The following is a 17,456-nucleotide window of genomic DNA, read 5'->3' on the forward strand; positions in this document are numbered from 1 at the left end:
CCAGAGAGAGTCGAAACGAGGGTGGAAGGGCCGAGTCGGGGGACAGTGGTTCAGACGGCCGCGCGGCCGCGCTTTGGCGGAGCGGTCGCGGCGTCAGTCGGTTCGGTCGGTGTCGTCGTCGGTGCGGCCGGTGCGGTCGGGGGCGTCACCGTCGAGGCCGCCGTCAGTCGCCGGCGCGTCGAGGTCGGCGACCGAAGCGCCGTCGGAGTCGGCGAGCGCGTCGTCGCGGTCCGCGGCGTCGTGGTCGACGGTGAACTCGGAGACGAGCGACATCAGCCGCTCGGACTGGGTGGCGAGGCGGTCCGCGCCGTCGGAGACCTCGCTGAGCGAGGCGGTCTGTTGTTCGGCCGCGGCCGCGACCGACTCGGCGCGCTCGGCGGTCTCGTCGCTGATATCCGAGACGCGGTCCATCATCGACGCGACCTCCTCGGTCGAGGCGGCCTGCTCGTCGGTGGTCCGGCTGATTTCGTCGACGCCGTCGGTCGTCTCGCGGACGTTCTCGACGATGGTGTCCAGCGAGTCGCGGGCGGTCTGGACCGCGTCGACGCCGGAGTCGACGGCGTCGCGGGTCTCGCGCATCTCGGAGACGGACGCCGCGGACTTCGCTTGGACCTCCTCGATGGTCGCCTCGATCTCCTCGGCGGAGGCCTTGGTCTCGCCGGCGAGTTCCTTGACCTCGTTGGCGACGACCGAGAAGCCCTCGCCGGCCTCGCCCGCGCGGGCGGCCTCGATGTTCGCGTTGAGCGCGAGGATGTTCGTCTGCTCCGCGATGTCGGTGATGAGTTCGACGATGTCGCCGATTTCGGCCATGTCGCCTTCGAGGTCCTCGATGCGGTCGACCGTCCGGCGGGTCTGCGCCTCGACGGTCTCGATGGTGTCGATGGCGTCGGCGGCCGCCTCGTGGCCGCCCTCGCTCGCTTCGAGGGTGTGTTGCGCCGTCTGTTCGAGTTCGCTCGCCGAGGAGGCGACCTCCTCGATAGTCGCAGAGAGGTTGCTCGTCTCGCCGGTCGTCTGCCGGAGGTTCTCGCGCTGTTCGTGCGCGCCCTCGGCCATGACCTGCGTGGATTCGCTGACCTGTCGGCTCGCGCGCTCTATCTCCTGGGAACTCGCGGTGACCTCCTGACTGGCCGCGGCGACGGTCTCGGAGAACTCGACGACCTCCGCGACGGTCGCTTCGAGCTCGTCGGCCATGTCGTTGAACGACCGCGCCATCTCGTTCATCGCGTCGTTGTCGGCGTCCTCCGACATCCGGCGCGTGAGGTCGCCGTCGGCGGCGTCGGCCATCGTCTCGCTGAACTCGGCGGCCTTCGCTTCGAGTTCGGTGATGAGGGCTTCCAGTTCCGTGTGCGTCTGGCCCATCGACTCGCCGAACGACCCCGGGATGTCCTCGTCGAGGACGGGATCATCGAAGCGCTTGTCCGCGAGCGCTTCGGCCTGCCCGGCGACCGTCGTCAGGTACGACTGCATCGACTCGAAGGAGTCGTACAGCCGGCCCATCTCGTCGACGCGGGCGGTGTTCGGGAGGTCGCCGTCGACCTCGCCGTTGGCGATGTCGTCGGCGTTGCGGGCGACGACCGAGAGGGACCGCGCGGTGCCGCGACCGATGGTCGCGCCGACGAGGAACAGCGCGCCGACGGCGAAGGCGACGAGGAACATCACGTTCGTCGTCACCTGCGACTGGAGCGCGAACGCCCGGTCGGCCGGGACGTGGTAGGTGAGCACCCAGTCGGTGCCGGTGATGGGCGCGTACGCCATCGCGTACTCGCCGGGCTCCATGCCCGTGCGGGCGGAGACGACCTCGTAGCCGGTCTGCCCGGAGAGCGCGGCGTCGATGGCCTCGACGGACGAGCCGTCGGCGGCCGCGTACTCGTCGAGGATAGACGCCTTGCGGTTGTCGAACAGGATGGTCCCGGACTCGGTGACGACCTTGGTGTCGCCGGTCGCGTAGGGCGATTCGAACTGGTGGGAGCCGGCTTCGAGCGACGCCGTCAGGACGACTGCGCCGTTGGCTCCGGAGACGGGCGCGGCGAACGCGACGACCGGCTCGCCGCCGGACTCGTAGGGCGCGGAGACGGTCACGGACTGGCCCGACGCCAGCGCCGCGGCGTCGTCGGCCCACGGCGCGGACAGCGAGTCGAGCGACTGGCCGGTCGCGCTGTCGGTCGTGCTGGCGACGACCGCGCCGGTGTCGGCGTCGACGTAGTGGAGCGAGCGAACGTCGCCGGAGAGCTGGATGAGCTTCCCTTCGAGCCACCGCTGGTGGTCGGCCGCCGAGGTTCCCGCCGGCTGGTCGGCGAGCGACTCGGCGAGGAACGAGACGGTCGACTCCTTCGAAGTCACCCAGTCGGAGACCGACTTCGCCTCCGTCGCCGCCGCGCCGCGAATCTGCGATTCGGTCTGCGACTCGACCACCGACTTCGTGTCGAAGTGGATGTACGCGCCCGCGCCGCCCATGACGACCGCGATGAGGAGGAGCACGACCCCGAACTTCGCCGCGTAGCGCCGGCGAATCACGTTCGGAAGCGCCCGTTCGAGCAGGCTCGTCAGCCGCGAAAACGGGTTCATTGTCCACCTCCGGACTCGAAGAACTGGCGCTGGAGGAGTTCGACCTGCTCGACCGAGCCGTTGCGGACCCGCTCGACGAGGTACGAACTCAGCGGTTCGAGCGCGTCGGTGAGGTCGACCCCGCTCGACGCGCCCTGATAGTTCAGTTCGCGGCCGGCGTCGACGAGCGTCCGAACCCGGTCGAACTCGCCGACGGAGACCGTGTGGCCGGTCCCGCCCGAGACGGCCTGTAGGGCGTCGGCGATGGCCGGACCCGACGCCTCGCCGGCGTACTCCGCCGCCGTCGCCATGAGGAACAGGGCGTCGTAGGCGTTCGCCGCGTAGGGCTGGAGCGGCGCGATGTCGGAGAGCCGCTGGGTGAGGTGGAAGTAGCCGTCCGTCCGAACCGACGAGAGCGAGGCGCTGTAGAAGCCCTCGTAGTAGGGCGGAATCTCGCCGTCGAACATGCCCGCCGAGAAGACCCACGGGGCCTCGTGGTCGGACGCGCCGTAGGCGTCGAGGACGCCCCGTTCCTGTCCGGGGACGCTGACGAAGCCGACCGCGTCGGGCGAGTCGGCGAACGCCTCGTCGACGGCGCCGCCGAACTCCGCCGCGCTCGGGTCGTAGCTGACCTCGGTGACGACCTCCGCGTCGAGTTGGTCGCCGAGCGCGGTGCCGAGGTCGGAGCCGAACGCCCCGTCGACGGTGAGGAGGGCGACCCGGTCGGCGTCGGCGTACTGCGTCGCGTCGAGAATCTTCGCCATCGCGGTCGCCTGCAGGCTGTCGCTCGGGACGGTCCGGCCGAAGAACTTCCGGCCGTCGGCGCGCCCGGCGTCCGAGAGCCGCGGGTTCGTGCTCGCCGGACTCATCTCCATGACGGCGTCGTCGGCCGCCTTCGGAGCGAGCGCGAGCGACACGTCGCTGACGAGGCCCCCGACGAAGCCGACGACGCCCGCGTCGGCCAGCGAGGTGTAGCCGTCGGTCGCGACCGACGCGGACCCCTCCGTGTCCACGGTGGTCAGTTCGACCGGCCGCCCGAGCACGCCGCCGGCCCGGTTGATGTCCTCGACCGCCTGCTCGGCGGCGCGCTTGCCGTGCGTTCCCACCTGCTCCAGCGACCCGCTGACGGGCAACATCGCCCCGAATCGAACGGGCTCCCCGGACTCCGTTCCGAACGTCCCCACGCACCCGGCGAGCGAGCCGAGCCCCACCGCGCCGGCGGCCGCGCGGAGAAACGTTCGTCTATGGTGCCTGACTGTCACAGATTGCCCGAGACAACTCCCGTATATAATTTTGGGCCGCCGATTATCATACGCTGTATTTTTGGGACGATTGTCCAACATCGAACACGAAACGTGGATGTGCTACCATACGACACGACGTCGGGTCGGCGCGTCGGGCGGTCGGATTTCGGGACGCGCGCACTCCCGACGGACGGGGCATCGTAGCGTTTTATCCGCCGGCCCGCCCACGTGCGGACATGACTACTCAGGGAATCGTCGGACAGTTCCTCTCGTTGAAAGAGGAGACCGACGCCGACCTGCTCGCCATGCAGTGCGGCGACTTCTACGAGTTCTTCGCCGACGACGCCGAGACGGTCGGCCGCGAGCTCGACCTCACGGTCTCCCAGAAGTCCTCGCACGGGTCGTCGTACCCGATGGCGGGCGTGCCGCTGAACGACCTGACGCCCTACCTCAAGGCGCTCGTCGAGCGCGGCTACCGGGTCGCCGTCGCCGACCAGTACGAGACCGAGTCCGGCGACCTCCGCCGGGAAATCAAGCGCGTCGTCACGCCGGGGACGCTCCTCGAAACGTCGCGCGCCGACGCGCAGTTCCTCGCGGCCGTCGTGACCGCCGGCGACGGCGTCGGCCTCGCGTTCGCCGACATCACCACCGGCCAGTTCCTCGTCACCGAGGCCGCGACCGTCGACGACGCCGCGGCCGAACTCTACCGCTTTGCCCCCGTCGAGGTCCTCCCCGGTCCGGACCTGCGGAGCGACGACGAGACGCTCTCGCGCCTGCGCGAGGCCACCGACGCCTCCTTCTCGCTTTTCTCCACCGAGGCGTTCGCGCCGGGTCGCGCCCGCCACGCCGTCCGCGAGCAGTTCGGCGCGTCCACGGTCGATAGCGTCGGCCTCGACTCCGACCTCGCGACTCGCGCCGCCGGCGGCGTCCTCGCCTACGTCGAGGAGACGGGCGCGGGCGTCCTCCGGTCGATGACGCGCCTGCAGGTCTACCACCCCTCGGACCTGCTCGAACTCGACGCGACCACCCAGCGCAACCTCGAACTCATCGAGACGATGCACGGCGACCGCTCGGGGTCGCTTTTCGACACGATAGACCACACCGTCACCTCGCCCGGCGGCCGCCTCCTCCGCGAGTGGCTGACCCGCCCGCGACGCGACCGCGACGAACTCGCCCGACGACTCGACGCCGTGGAGTCGCTCGCGTCGGCCGCCCTCGCCCGCGAGCGCGTCCGCGAGGTACTTGACGGGGCGTACGACCTCGAACGACTCGCCTCCCGGTCGGCGTCCGGGAGCGCCCGCGCGTCCGACCTGCTTTCGGTCCGCGACACCCTCTCTGTGCTCCCCGCCCTCGCCGACGCCATCGAGGGGACCGAACTCGCGGACTCCCCGCTCGCGGAGGTCGTCGCGCGGCCCGACCGAGACGCCGCGGCCGACCTCAGGGCGGAACTCGCCGACGCGCTCGCCGAGGACCCACCGAAGACGGTCACCCAAGGCGGCCTGTTCCAGAAGGGCTACGACGACGACCTCGACGACCTCATCGAGCGCCACGAGTCGGCGAAGTCGTGGCTCGACACGCTCGCCGACCGCGAGAAGCGGGCCCACGGCCTCTCGCACGTCACCGTCGACCGCAACAAGACCGACGGCTACTACATCCAGGTCGGCAAGTCGGTCGCGGACCAAGTGCCCGATCACTACCGGCAGATAAAGACGCTCAAGAACTCCAAGCGGTTCGTCACCGAGGAGTTAGAGGAGAAGGAACGCGAGATTCTCCGGCTCGAAGAGGCCCGCGGCGACCTCGAATACGAACTGTTCGAAGACCTCCGCGAGCGCGTCGCCCGGCGCGCCGAACTCTTACAGGACGTGGGCCGGACCATCGCCGAAATCGACGCGCTGGCGTCGCTCGCCACCCACGCCGCCGGCAACGGGTGGACGCGTCCCGAACTCACGGACGCCGGGGCGCTCGACATCGAGGCCGGTCGCCACCCGGTCGTGGAGACGACGACCGACTTCGTCCCGAACGACCTCCGCATGGACGACGACCGCGGCTTCCTCATCGTCACCGGGCCGAACATGTCCGGCAAATCGACGTACATGCGGCAGGCGGCGCTCATCACGCTCCTCGCGCAGGTGGGGAGCTTCGTCCCCGCCCGAAGCGCCACCGTCGGCGTCGTCGACGGCATCTACACCCGCGTCGGCGCGCTGGACGAACTCGCGCAGGGCCGCTCGACGTTCATGGTCGAGATGCAGGAGCTGAGCAACATCCTCCACTCGGCGACCGAGGACTCGCTCGTCATCTTAGACGAGGTGGGCCGCGGGACCGCCACCTACGACGGCATCTCCATCGCGTGGGCGGCCACCGAGTACCTCCACAACGAGGTGCGCGCGAAGACGCTGTTCGCCACGCACTACCACGAACTGACGAGCCTCGCGGACCACCTCGACCGCGTCGCCAACGTCCACGTCGCGGCCGACGAGCGCGACGGCGACGTGACGTTCCTCAGGACCGTCGTCGACGGCCCGACCGACCGGAGCTACGGGATTCACGTCGCCGACCTCGCGGGCGTCCCGCGCCCGGTGGTCGACCGCGCCGGCGACGTGCTCGACCGACTCCGCGAGGAGAAGGCCATCGAGGCGAAAGGCTCCGGGTCGTCGGAACCCGTACAGGCCGTCTTCGACGTGGGAAGCGGGCAGATGAACGTCGCCGAAGTCGGTGGGACTGGCGGCGATTCGGCCGGCTCCGGCGCGCCCGCGAACGGCGCGACTGGCAACGACGCGGCGGGCAACGGCTCGGTGGACGCGGCCGCGGCCGTCGAGTCGAAGTCCGAGGCGGGCGACGCCGGGACCGAGGCCGAGTCCGAGGCCGCGCTGGACCCGGAGACCGAAGCCGTCCTCGACGAACTGCAATCGACCGACGTGAACGCCACGTCGCCGCTGGACCTGATGGCGAAGGTGCAGGCGTGGCAGTCGAAACTCGACGGCGGTGACGGCGAATGAGCGACATCAAACAGCTCGACGAGAAGACCATCCAGCGCATCGCCGCCGGCGAGGTGGTCGAGCGGCCCGCCTCGGTCGTCAAAGAGCTGTTCGAAAACAGCCTCGACGCGGACGCGACGCGCATCTCCGTGGCCGTCGACGCCGGCGGCGTGGAGGGCGTCCGCATCCGCGACGACGGCGTCGGCATGAGCGAAGAAGACCTCGAACTGGCCGTCCGCGAGCACACGACGAGCAAAATCGGCGACATCGAGGACCTCGAAGCCGGCGTCGGCACCCTCGGCTTCCGCGGCGAAGCGCTCCACACCATCGGCGCGGTGTCGCGGTTGACCATCCGGTCGAAGCCCCGCGGCGGCGACGTGGGCACGGAGCTGAAATACGAGGGCGGCGAGGTCGAGTCGGTTCGACCCGCCGGCTGTCCAGAGGGGACCGTCGTCGAGGTCGACGACCTGTTTTACAACACGCCCGCCCGCCGGAAGTTCCTCAAGACGACGGCGACCGAGTTCGACCACGTCAACGCGGTCGTCACCCACTACGCGCTCGCCAACCCCGACGTGGCCGTCTCGCTCGAACACGACGACCGCGAGGTGTTCGCCACCGAGGGCCGCGGCGACCTGCAATCGACCGTGCTCTCGGTGTACGGCCGCGAAGTCGCCGAGTCGATGGTGCCCGTGGACCACGACGCCCCCGGCGTCGCCGTCTCGGGGCTCGTGAGCCACCCCGAGACGACACGGAGCACCCGCGACTACCTCTCGACGTTCGTCAACGACCGCTACGTCACGGACCGCGTGCTCCGCGAGGCCGTCCTCGACGCCTACGGCGGCCAACTCGACGCCGACCGCTACCCCTTCGCGGTGCTGTTCGTCGAGGTCGCGCCCGACGCCGTGGACGTGAACGTCCACCCGCGGAAGATGGAGGTCCGCTGGGACGACGAGTCCGGCGTCAGGCGCGACGTGACCGAGGCGGTCGAAGACGCCCTCCTGAGTCACGGTCTCGTCCGGTCGTCGGCCCCGCGGGGGCGGTCGAAAGCCGACGAAGCGGCCATCGAACCCGGTTCGTCGGGCGACGACGCGGCCTCGTTGGACCCACACGAGGTCCGAGAGTCGGATTCGGACGGCGAATCAGGCGATGCGGAACCCACGTCAGCGCGAGACGTGCAGTCGGCGCGGGAGGCTCGGGAGGACCGAGCGGTCCACGAGTCGGGCCCTCGGGCGAACTCGGACGCGACCGCGACCCGCGACGCCGACCCGGACACCACGACTGCAACTGAACGGGAGGCGGGCGTCGACGCCGACAGTCCCGCTGGCGACCACGGCTCGCACGGTCCGACCGCCGAGACGCCTGCTGACTCGTCCGGAGCGACCGACCCGCCATCGTCCACGCCGCCGACGCCGCCCCGCGAGTACGACCTCGCGCCGGGGCCGGAGACGACCGAGCAGTCGTCGCTTTCGACCGACGACGAGACTGAACCGGAGGCGGCGCAGGACGCAAATTCGTCGGTCGAACCGGGTACTGACGAGAAAGAACCCCGAAGCCGCCGCTCCCGAATCGCCGCGCCGACGACCCAGCGCGACCTCTCGGGCGAGGAGGCGGACCTCTCGCCGGCGTTCGACTCGCTCCCGTCGATGCGAATCATCGGCCAACTCGCGGACACCTACATCGTCGCCGAGACCGACGAGGGGCTGGTGCTCGTCGACCAGCACGCCGCCGACGAGCGCGTGAACTACGAGCGCCTGAAAGGCGAGGTCGAAGGCGACACGCCGACGCAGGCGCTGGCCGAATCGGTCGAACTCGAACTCACCGCGCGCGAGGCGGCGCTGTTCGAGGAGTACCGCGAGGCGCTGGCGCAGGTGGGCTTCCACGCCGGGCGAACCGGCGAGCGGACCGTCTCGGTGCGGACCGTCCCGGCGGTGTTCGACGCCGCGCTCGACCCCGGCCTGCTCCGCGACGCGCTGACGGCGTTCGTCCGCGAGGAGGTCGACGGCGGCCGGAAGACCGTCGACGCCGTCGCCGACGAACTGCTGTCTGACCTCGCGTGTTACCCCTCCATCACTGGCAACACGTCGCTTCGGGAGGGCTCCGTGCTCGACCTGCTCGCGGCGCTCGACGACTGCGAGAACCCCTACGCCTGCCCGCACGGGCGTCCGGTCATCGTCGAGTTCGACCGCGACGAAATCGCCTCGCGCTTCGAGCGCGACTACCCCGGCCACGGCGGGCGGCGGCGCGAGGAGTAGCCCGAGCGGGTCGGGTCGGGTCGGGTCGGGTCGGGTCGGGTCGGGTCGAGTTGGGGCAGGTCGGGCGGGCGCGGCCGTCTCGTCGCGCTGGTCTCGCCGCCCTGCCCCGAGTCTCGGAACCGATAGCCGCGGCGAGGATTCAAGTCGGGGCACCGAGACAATGGAGGCGATGAACCCGCTGGTCGTTCTGGGCGTCTGCTTCGGGCCGCTGGTGCTCGTCGTCTCGTATCTCTTCACCGCGGCGACGGGGCCGAGCGTGCCGCCGTGGGCCGACGCGGTCGGGCAGGCGATTCGGCTCTACGGGACGGCGGCCGCCGTAATCGTCGGCCCGCTGGCGCTCTACGCCGACCGACTCGACCTCGCCCGCGAGAGCGACTGGGTTCCCTCGCCCGTGTACTACCTCGTGGCGGTCCCGTTCCTGAGCATCCCCATCGCGTTCATCTACCTCGTCCGGCGGCTGACCGCCACGTGAGCGGGCGCGGGGCGACCGAATCGGCCGCGGGCGCGAACCTCGTCGGCAACGCCGGAGGTTTATATCGCGCCCGCGAACGGCCGTCCATGACAGCACTCGTGACCTTCGGCGAGACGATGCTTCGGCTGTCGCCGCCGCGTGGCGAGCGACTCGAAACCGCCCGCGAACTCGAAGTGCAGGCGGGCGGCGCGGAGTCGAACGTCGCCGTCGCCGCCGCCCGACTCGGACGGGACGCCGCGTGGTTCTCGAAGCTCCCCGACTCGCCGCTCGGCCGGCGAATCGTCGGCGAACTCCGGAGCCACGGCGTCGACACCGACGGCGTCGTCTGGGCCGACGACTCCCGACAGGGCGTCTACTACCTCGAACACGGGGCGGCCCCGCGGCCGACGAACGTCGTCTACGACCGCGCCGACGCGGCCGTGACGACGCTGGAGGCTGGCGAGTTCGACCTCGACGCCGTCCGCGACGCCGAGGTGTGCTACACGACCGGCATCACGCCCGCGCTCTCCGAGACGCTCCGCGAGACCACGGCCGACGTGCTCGACGCGGCGCAGGACGCCGGGACGATGACCGCCTTCGACCTGAACTACCGGGCGAAGCTCTGGTCGCCCGACGAGGCGGCCGAGGCCTACCGCGACCTGCTCGGTTCCATCGACCTGCTTTTCGCCGCCGAGCGCGACGCGGCGACCGTCCTCGGGCGCGACGGCGACGCCGAGTCCGTCGCCCGCGGACTCGCCGAGGACTACGGTATCGAGACCGTCGTCGTCACCCGCGGCGAGGCGGGGTCGCTCGCGGTGTCCGACGGCGCGGTGTTCGAACAGGGCGTCTACGAGGCCGAGACCTACGACGCCATCGGCACCGGCGACGCGTTCGTCGGCGGCTACCTCGCGAAGCACCTCGACGGCGGAAGCGTGGCCGAGTCGCTGGAGTGGGCCTCGGCGACGGCGTCGTTCAAGCGGACCGTCGAAGGCGACATCGCCGTCGTCAACCCCGAAGACGTCGAGCGCGTCGTCGCCGACGAGGGCGACGGCATCTCGCGGTGAGCCGACGGGCGTCCCGACGACCGGACGGCCGACCGGCAGGCGTATTTCCGTCCGCCCAGTAGCCGCGGACATGGAGGTCACGACGACCGGCCGGTTCCGGGTCTATCGCAGTCCGCGCGACGGAGACGAACTCCTCTTGCTCGAACTCCCCGACGAGCGCATCGACTGGACCGACCCGGCCGTCGAGACCGACGCCGACGACGCCTACTCGCCGACGTACGTGCCGCAAACCGGCTACGGCGGCGACCTCGCCGAGCGCGTCTCGGCGCTCGAATCCGGAAACGAAATCGAGGCCACCCTGCGCTGGGAGGACGGCGACCCGCGCTTTGCGGCCGTGACGGTCCGCGACCGGACCCGCTTCCGGTTCGTCGGGGCCGCGACGGGGCTGTTCGAGGCCGCCCGCGAGACGTGGCGGGCGACCGGCGACGGCGAGGCCATCGGCTCGCGCGTCACCTACGGCACCGACGGCGACCCGAACGCCGTGCTCTACGTCTTCGCGAAACAGCCCGGCGCGCGCGACCTGTTCGACGAGTTCGGCGACGGCGTCGTCCCGCTGGACCCGCTTTTGGACCGTCTCGACGACGAGACCGACGCGCCGGACGCGCCCCGCGAGGTGTTCGTCCTGCGCCCCCTCGACGAGGAGTTCGTCCTCGTCGCCATCGCGCTCGACCGCGAGGGGCTGTTCGCGCGGACGATGCGCGACACCTACTGCTGACGCGCCCCGCGAGTCGCGCGGGCTGATGGCGACCGCCGCGGCTCACGCGGGACCGTCGTCGGCGTCGCTCGGCGCGCGGGACCCGCACTCGGAACACCGGTAGACGGTTCGCCAGCCGCCGCCGGTGACGTACCGCCGCCGAAACGAGTGTTTCGCGCCGCACTCGCCGCAGACCGTCGGCGGCCCGTCCGGGTCGGCCGAGTCGTGCATACGCCCAGTCGTGGCGGAGACAACCTAACTGTCACGCCGCCGGGCGTCGCCGCCGGGGCGTCTCCGTGCGTCGAGCGGTCGCTGGTCGGGAGAGCGCCGGGTCGGTCGTGGCGGACCGGGTCGGTTGCGAAGCGCCGGGGACTGGAGACGCGACAGGAAAGCGGGGCGACGGAGCGCGTCAGTCCTCTTGGGACCAGCGCTGGTAGACCGCGGAGCCGCCGAGAACGGCGAAGACGAGCGAGCCGAGACCGGGCGCGCCGACGGCCGAGATGACGGGGACGCCGACGACGACGGCAATCATGAGGACGATGCCGAGCGCGGCGAGGGCGGCGTAGTACTCGCTCCACGAGAGTTCGCCCTCGGGGACGACCTCCATGTAGACCGTCACGTCGCCCGCCTCGGCCAACGAGACGACCTTCGACTCCTCGTCGTAGTGCACGATGTCCAGTTCGACGAGCTTCGGGATATGGGTCTGTTGTAGCGAAACGTAGGCGCTCTGTCGGATGTTTCGCGGCGGCGGCGACTCCCCGGTCTCGGCTTCCGCGATGCGCTCCGAGAGTTCGCGGAGGGTCAGGTCGCCGTCCTGGAGGAACTCGATGGCCATCCGCCGGCGGTCGTTACTCAGTACCTCGTGAATTCGCGTCTCGGAGAGCCCGGGTTCGGATGTTGTCGCCATACGAGGATTCGATCGGTTTGTGACTGGTCGCTTCTCCTATATCAACAGTTCGCCTCCGGTATCGGAATCGAAAACGCCGACGGCGACGGAACACCCGGACGGAACCGCCGTCAGCCGGGGTTTCGGGGCGCATTGGCGACCGACGGCGGCCGAGAACCGGCCAACAGATACTTGCAACATCGTTCCCCCGTCGCGGTGCGAGCGGAGCCGATTCGGGGGACGATACGAATCTTTAATAGGAATTCCTGCCGGAGTTAATATATGACCGTCGTCAGCGTCTCCATGCCGGAGGAGCTTCTGGAACGCATCGACTCGTTCGCCGGCGAGCACGGCTACACGGGGCGAAGCGAGGTCGTCAGGGAGGCCGCCCGGAACCTCCTCGGCGAGTTCGAGGACAAGAAGCTCGAAGACCGCGAGCTGATGGCCGTCGTCACCGTCATCTTCGACTACGAGACGACCGCCGTCGAAGAGCGGATGATGGGCCTGCGACACGAGTACGAGGGCCTCGTGAAGTCGAACTTTCACAACCACGTCGGCAACCACTACTGCATGGAGCTGTTCGTCCTCGAAGGACAGCTCTCGGACATCTCGACGTTCGTCGGGAAGATTCGCGCGACCCGCGACACCCTGAGCGTCGACTACTCGGTGATGCCGGTCGACGAGTTCACGGGCATCGTCGAGGACTGACGGGTCGGGACAAACGCCGCCGGAGACGACGCCGACGAGAAGACTCAACAGGCCGCGGCGGCGACATCGAGCGATGAGCGACGCCGTCCCCATCGTCATCTACACGCGCACGGAGTGCCACCTCTGCGACGAGGCCGAAGCGACCGTCCGCGAGGTCGCCGCGGAGGCGGACGTCCCGGTCGATATCGACCTCGTGAACGTCGACGCCGACGAGGAACTCCGCGAGAAGTACGGCGAGCGCGTGCCGTACGTCTACGTCGACGGCCGGCCCGCGTTCAAGTTCCGCGTCGACGCCGACCGACTCAGGGAGAAGTTGACCGCCGCGCGGGAGTGAGCGGCGTCGTCCGCGCCGTCACCGACGGCGACGAACGACGCCGGGGTCGCGCGCTTCGAGGCGGGCGTACGACTATCACCTCGGCGCACCTTCTGATACGCATGGAAGCTGACAGACGACTCCTCCGAGGGGCGCGGGAGCGGCTCGATGGATGGACGTACACGGCCCGCGACCGGGCGTACCGCGAGCTGTTCGCCGGCGACGACGCCGCCGTCACGGCCGAGGAGCGACAGCTTCTCGACGAGGTGGACGCGGAACTCGCGGGCGACGGCGACGACGGGCTCTGGGGCACAGACGAGTACGCCGTCGTCATGGGCCATCCGAAGAACCACCCGATTTCGGTCGTCTGCACCCGTCACTCCGAGATTCCGGCGTCGTGGTCGCGGGGCGGCGAGAGCCTGACCGAACCCGAGCGCGAGCAGTTCAACGACCTCCTGTGGGACTACTGCGAGCGCGTCCGCCGGTACGTCCAAGACGAGGTCAACGAGTTCGTCGGGGTCGCGGCCGTCCCGGAGGAGTAGCCCGAGGCCGATGCGCGTCATCCACCCGGCGGACCACCGGACCTGTTATCGGTGCGGCGAGCGCGCCGACGTGGTCGTCGCCCGCGGCCACGACCTTCGGTACAGCTGTTGGGACTGTTCGCACTCGCTTCTCGAACACGGCGGCGTCATCGTCGCGGGCGAACTGGGGAAGTCCCGCCCGCGGTCTCGGTGAACCCCGGCGGCACCCTCTCCAGAGTCCCAGATATCGCCGACTCGACCCGGGTTCGCCTCGATTCCGACGCCGTGAGAACGAGTCCCGTATTCAAGCCCCCGGAGACCCTAACGGTCGACTATGAGTGATGGAGATACGCTGGACGCCGTCCGTGAGTTCGAACACGACGGAACCACGTACAAGATGGCGGACCTGACCGTACTGGAAGAACAGGGCCTCTGCGAACTCGACAAACTCCCGGTGAGCATCCGCATCCTGTTGGAGTCCGTACTGCGGAACGTCGACGGCGACATCGTCACCGAGGAGGACGTGCGAAACGCCGCCTCGTGGGAGCCGGACGTGCCGAACGTCGAAGTCCCGTTCACGCCGTCTCGCGTGGTGTTACAGGACCTGACGGGCGTGCCCGCGGTCGTCGACCTCGCGGCGCTTCGGTCGGCGGCCGACCGCGCCGGCAAGGACCCGAAGCTCGTCGAACCCGAGGTGCCGTGTGACCTCGTCATCGACCACAGCGTGCAGGTCGACTTCTTCGGCTCGCCCGACGCCTACGAGAAGAACGTCGAGTTGGAGTACGAGCGCAACGCCGAGCGCTACAAGGCGCTCAAGTGGGCGCAGAACGCCTTCGACAACTTCAGCGTCGTCCCGCCGGGCACGGGCATCGTCCACCAGGTGAACCTCGAACACCTCGGGCGCGTCGTCCACGACCGCGAGTGGCGCGGCGACCGCTGGCTCCTCCCCGACACGCTCGTCGGCACCGACAGCCACACGCCCATGATAGGCGGCATCGGCGTCGTCGGCTGGGGCGTCGGCGGCATCGAGGCCGAGGCGGCGATGCTCGGCCAGCCCATCACGATGAAGCTCCCCGAGGTCGTCGGCGTCAGACTCGACGGCGAACTGCCGGAGGGCGCGACCGCGACCGACCTCGTGTTGCACGTCACCGAACAGCTCCGCGAGGTCGGCGTCGTCGACCGCTTCGTCGAGTTCTTCGGCCCCGGCGTGGGGAACCTGTCTGTCCCCGACCGGGCGACCATCTCCAACATGGCCCCCGAACAGGGGTCGACCATCAGCGTCTTCCCGGTCGACGAGGCGACGCTGGACTACCTCGAACTCACGGGCCGCGAACCCGAACACATCGAACTCGTCCGCGAGTATCTCGAATCGCAGGGCCTCTTCGGCGAGCAACACCCCGAGTACACGGAGACGGTCGACGTGGACCTCTCCGCCGTCGAACCGAGCCTCGCCGGACCGAAGCGCCCGCAGGACCGCGTCGCCATGGGCGACATGAAGACGCACTTCCGGAACCTCCTCTACGGCGAGTTCGAGGAGGTCGTCGCCGACGTGGACGAGGAGGCAATCACCCGCTGGCTCGGCGAGGGCGGGGGCGGCGACCCCGACGGCGAACTCGCGGGTGACGGCGGGACGCTGACCGAGACGCCCGAGGCGGCCCCCGACGAACCCGACCTCGGCGAGCTGACGAAGCGCGTCGAGGTCGACCTCGGCGGCGAGACGGTCGAAATCGGCCACGGGAGCGTCGTCGTCAGCGCCATCACGTCCTGTACGAACACCTCGAACCCCTCTGTCATGGTCGCCGCGGGCCTGCTCGCGCGCAACGCGCTGGAGAAGGGTCTCGACGTGCCGGAGTACGTGAAGACGAGCCTCGCGCCGGGGAGCCGCGTCGTCACGGAGTACCTGAAGAAGGCCGACCTGCTCCCGCACCTCGAAGCGCTCGGCTACGACGTGGTCGGCTACGGCTGTACCACCTGTATCGGCAACGCCGGGCCGCTCCCGGAACCCATCGAGAACGCCATCGACGAACACGGCCTGTGGACGACGAGCGTCCTCAGCGGCAACCGCAACTTCGAGGCGCGCATCCACCCGAAGATTCGCGCGAACTACCTCGCCAGCCCGCCGCTGGTCGTCGCCTACGGCCTCGCCGGGCGGATGGACATCGACCTCGAAACCGACCCGCTCGGCACCGACGACGAGGGCAACGCCGTCTACCTCGCGGACATCTGGCCGGACGCCGACGAGATTCGAGAGACCATCCACGACAGCGTCGACCCGTCGATGTTCCGCGAGAAGTACGCCGAGGTGTTCGAGGGCGACGAGCGCTGGGAGGCGCTCGAAGCGCCGACCGGCGACGTGTACGACTGGGACGACGACTCGACCTACATCCGCGAGCCGCCGTTCTTCACGGACTTCCCGCTGGAGAAACCCGGCGTCTCCGACATCGAGGGCGCCCGCTGTCTCCTGACGCTCGGCGACACGGTGACGACCGACCACATCAGCCCCGCCGGGCCGTTCGGGTCGAAGCTCCCGGCCGGCCGGTGGCTCGTGGACCACGGCGTCGACCCCGTGGACTTTAACACCTACGGCTCCCGCCGCGGCAACCACGAGGTGATGATGCGTGGGACGTTCGCCAACGTCCGCATCGAAAACCAGATGCTCGACGACGTGGAGGGCGGCTACACGATTCACCACCCGACGGGCGAGGAGACGACCGTCTTCGAGGCCAGCCAGCGCTACCGCGAGGAGGGAACCCCGCTCGTCGTCCTCTCGGGCGTCGAGTTCGGGACCGGCTCCAGCCGCGACTGGGCGGCGAAGGGGACGGACCTCCTCGGCGTGCGCGCGACCATCGCCGAGAGCTACGAGCGCATCTACCGCGACAACCTCGTCGGCATGGGCGTCCTCCCGCTCCAGTTCGAAGACGGCGACTCGTGGGAATCGCTCGGCCTCGACGGCTCCGAGCAGTTCGACATCCGCGGCCTCGACGACGGCCTCGAAGTCAACGACGAACTGACCGTCGTCGCCACGAGGGACGACGGGACCGAAATCGAGTTCGACGTGACCGCGCAGGTCGGCACCCCCGCCGCGGTGACGTACGTCGAAAACGGCGGCATCCTCCACTACGTGCTCCGTCGCCTCCTGACCGAGAACTGAATCGGGGGAAATCGAAGGGCCGAGTCGGAAAACCGAGTCGAGGAACCGACTCGGAGCGACGCCTCGACCGTGTTCGACCCACGCGTCGGACTCACGGAGCGTCACGAATCGGCGAAGACGCGTAGATTCTTCACCGGATGTGTGCTACTATATACCATGGCAACTGTGACACCCGCGGCCCGCCCGACGTGGACGGACCTCACGCGTCGCGGGCTGGCGACCGCCGCGGTCGCAACCGTGGCGAACGCGTTCCTGTTGGCGCTCGTCCTCGAAACGGGGCTCGTCGAGCCGTTCGCGCCGCTTTCGTACCCGCCGGTCGTGCTCTTTTCGGCCGTCGGCGCGGTCGCGGCGACGCTCGTCTACGGGCTTTTCGCGGCCCGCGTCGCCGACGCGGACCGGACGTTCGTCAGGGTCGCCGCCGCGGTGCTCGTGGCGTCGTTCATCCCCGACATCGGACTCCTCTACGTCGACCCCGGCGCGACGGTGCCGGGCGTGGTCGTGCTGATGGTGATGCACGTCGTCGTCGCGGCGGTCTGCGTGGCGTCGTTCACCGAACTCGGCTGGGGCGTCCCGAAGGGAACCCACCCGGACGCGACCGAGGAGTGACCGCCGGCATCCGGCCCCGACTGTGCCACTGCGAGACGACCGGAGCG

At 69.7% G+C, this 17,456-nt stretch carries 15 protein-coding genes; 11 read left to right on the plus strand and 4 right to left on the minus strand.

The features are described 5' to 3' along the window. Positions 1-93 precede the first annotated feature (93 nt). Together C441_RS09145 and C441_RS09150 are read right to left on the minus strand one after the other, a co-directional pair. A complete protein-coding gene (locus tag C441_RS09145; RefSeq protein WP_007274849.1) occupies positions 94-2,565 on the minus strand; it encodes a methyl-accepting chemotaxis protein in 2,472 nt (823 codons plus the stop codon). Beyond that, positions 2,562-3,728 carry an ABC transporter substrate-binding protein gene (locus C441_RS09150; RefSeq protein ID WP_268237516.1) on the minus strand — a complete coding sequence of 389 codons (1,167 nt, stop codon included), beginning with the start codon at positions 3,726-3,728 and terminating at the stop codon, positions 2,562-2,564. The genes C441_RS09145 and C441_RS09150 overlap by 4 nt, the downstream gene beginning before the upstream one ends. Before the next feature lie 296 nt (positions 3,729-4,024). Here C441_RS09150 and mutS point away from each other — a divergent pair, with 296 nt between their 5' ends. The 5 genes from mutS (at position 4,025) to C441_RS09175 (ending at position 11,245) form a co-directional block, all read left to right on the plus strand. Further along, positions 4,025-6,784 (plus strand): DNA mismatch repair protein MutS, encoded by a 2,760-nt coding sequence (gene mutS / locus C441_RS09155; protein WP_007274851.1) that lies wholly within the window; start codon positions 4,025-4,027, stop codon positions 6,782-6,784. After that, positions 6,781-9,015: a DNA mismatch repair endonuclease MutL gene (gene mutL, locus C441_RS09160; protein WP_007274852.1), complete on the plus strand. Its 2,235-nt coding sequence runs from the start codon at positions 6,781-6,783 to the stop codon at positions 9,013-9,015. The genes mutS and mutL overlap by 4 nt, the downstream gene beginning before the upstream one ends. A gap of 169 nt (positions 9,016-9,184) precedes the next feature. Then, complete coding sequence (locus tag C441_RS09165) at positions 9,185-9,487, plus strand: hypothetical protein (protein WP_049920537.1); 303 nt, start codon at positions 9,185-9,187, stop codon at positions 9,485-9,487. Between the two features lie 86 nt (positions 9,488-9,573). Beyond that, entirely contained in the window at positions 9,574-10,530 is a 957-nt protein-coding gene (gene kdgK1, locus C441_RS09170) for a bifunctional 2-dehydro-3-deoxygluconokinase/2-dehydro-3-deoxygalactonokinase (RefSeq protein WP_049920538.1), read from the plus strand. A 70-nt stretch (positions 10,531-10,600) separates the two neighbouring features. After that, positions 10,601-11,245, plus strand: a complete 645-nt coding sequence (locus tag C441_RS09175; protein WP_007274855.1) for a DUF6663 family protein — start codon at positions 10,601-10,603, stop codon at positions 11,243-11,245. Positions 11,246-11,287: 42 nt separating this feature from the next. Here C441_RS09175 and C441_RS19895 read toward each other — a convergent pair whose 3' ends face one another. Then, positions 11,288-11,455 (minus strand): hypothetical protein, encoded by a 168-nt coding sequence (locus tag C441_RS19895; protein ID WP_007274856.1) that lies wholly within the window; start codon positions 11,453-11,455, stop codon positions 11,288-11,290. 178 nt (positions 11,456-11,633) lie between these two features. Beyond that, the gene (locus C441_RS09180; RefSeq protein WP_004970421.1) at positions 11,634-12,131 is read right to left on the minus strand and encodes a DUF7344 domain-containing protein; all 498 of its coding nucleotides are present in this window, start codon (positions 12,129-12,131) and stop codon (positions 11,634-11,636) included. Positions 12,132-12,392: 261 nt separating this feature from the next. On the opposite strand from C441_RS09180, the gene C441_RS09185 reads away from it, so the two are divergent. From C441_RS09185 to C441_RS09210, 6 genes are all read left to right on the plus strand, one after another. Next, a complete protein-coding gene (locus C441_RS09185) occupies positions 12,393-12,818 on the plus strand; it encodes a CopG family ribbon-helix-helix protein (RefSeq protein WP_004970423.1) in 426 nt (141 codons plus the stop codon). A 73-nt stretch (positions 12,819-12,891) separates the two neighbouring features. Continuing rightward, a complete protein-coding gene (locus C441_RS09190; RefSeq protein ID WP_007274857.1) occupies positions 12,892-13,152 on the plus strand; it encodes a glutaredoxin family protein in 261 nt (86 codons plus the stop codon). 101 nt (positions 13,153-13,253) lie between these two features. Continuing rightward, positions 13,254-13,673 carry a DUF7539 family protein gene (locus C441_RS09195; RefSeq protein ID WP_049920539.1) on the plus strand — a complete coding sequence of 140 codons (420 nt, stop codon included), beginning with the start codon at positions 13,254-13,256 and terminating at the stop codon, positions 13,671-13,673. A gap of 10 nt (positions 13,674-13,683) precedes the next feature. Beyond that, positions 13,684-13,866 (plus strand): hypothetical protein, encoded by a 183-nt coding sequence (locus tag C441_RS09200; protein ID WP_004970428.1) that lies wholly within the window; start codon positions 13,684-13,686, stop codon positions 13,864-13,866. A gap of 120 nt (positions 13,867-13,986) precedes the next feature. Further along, positions 13,987-16,803, plus strand: a complete 2,817-nt coding sequence (locus C441_RS09205) for an aconitate hydratase (RefSeq protein WP_007274859.1) — start codon at positions 13,987-13,989, stop codon at positions 16,801-16,803. Positions 16,804-16,959: 156 nt separating this feature from the next. Beyond that, positions 16,960-17,409, plus strand: coding sequence for a DUF6069 family protein (locus C441_RS09210; RefSeq protein WP_049920524.1), 450 nt, complete (start codon positions 16,960-16,962; stop codon positions 17,407-17,409). The last annotated feature ends 47 nt before the right edge of the window (positions 17,410-17,456 follow it).

Origin of the sequence: Haloferax sulfurifontis ATCC BAA-897 (assembly GCF_000337835.1) — an archaeon.
Taxonomy (GTDB): Archaea; Halobacteriota; Halobacteria; order Halobacteriales; family Haloferacaceae; genus Haloferax; species Haloferax denitrificans.

What these genes read in the sequence shown, in the direction of transcription:
- C441_RS09145 (WP_007274849.1), bottom strand. Translation starts at nt 2,565, where the DNA reads ATGAACCCGTTTTCGCGGCTGACGAGCCTGCTCGAACGGGCGCTTCCG.
- C441_RS09190 (WP_007274857.1), top strand. Translation starts at nt 12,892, where the DNA reads ATGAGCGACGCCGTCCCCATCGTCATCTACACGCGCACGGAGTGCCAC.
- mutS (WP_007274851.1), top strand. Translation starts at nt 4,025, where the DNA reads ATGACTACTCAGGGAATCGTCGGACAGTTCCTCTCGTTGAAAGAGGAG.
- C441_RS09165 (WP_049920537.1), top strand. Translation starts at nt 9,185, where the DNA reads ATGAACCCGCTGGTCGTTCTGGGCGTCTGCTTCGGGCCGCTGGTGCTC.
- C441_RS09175 (WP_007274855.1), top strand. Translation starts at nt 10,601, where the DNA reads ATGGAGGTCACGACGACCGGCCGGTTCCGGGTCTATCGCAGTCCGCGC.
- C441_RS09195 (WP_049920539.1), top strand. Translation starts at nt 13,254, where the DNA reads ATGGAAGCTGACAGACGACTCCTCCGAGGGGCGCGGGAGCGGCTCGAT.
- C441_RS09180 (WP_004970421.1), bottom strand. Translation starts at nt 12,131, where the DNA reads ATGGCGACAACATCCGAACCCGGGCTCTCCGAGACGCGAATTCACGAG.
- mutL (WP_007274852.1), top strand. Translation starts at nt 6,781, where the DNA reads ATGAGCGACATCAAACAGCTCGACGAGAAGACCATCCAGCGCATCGCC.
- C441_RS09210 (WP_049920524.1), top strand. Translation starts at nt 16,960, where the DNA reads ATGGCAACTGTGACACCCGCGGCCCGCCCGACGTGGACGGACCTCACG.
- C441_RS09205 (WP_007274859.1), top strand. Translation starts at nt 13,987, where the DNA reads ATGAGTGATGGAGATACGCTGGACGCCGTCCGTGAGTTCGAACACGAC.
- C441_RS19895 (WP_007274856.1), bottom strand. Translation starts at nt 11,455, where the DNA reads ATGCACGACTCGGCCGACCCGGACGGGCCGCCGACGGTCTGCGGCGAG.
- C441_RS09185 (WP_004970423.1), top strand. Translation starts at nt 12,393, where the DNA reads ATGACCGTCGTCAGCGTCTCCATGCCGGAGGAGCTTCTGGAACGCATC.
- kdgK1 (WP_049920538.1), top strand. Translation starts at nt 9,574, where the DNA reads ATGACAGCACTCGTGACCTTCGGCGAGACGATGCTTCGGCTGTCGCCG.
- C441_RS09200 (WP_004970428.1), top strand. Translation starts at nt 13,684, where the DNA reads ATGCGCGTCATCCACCCGGCGGACCACCGGACCTGTTATCGGTGCGGC.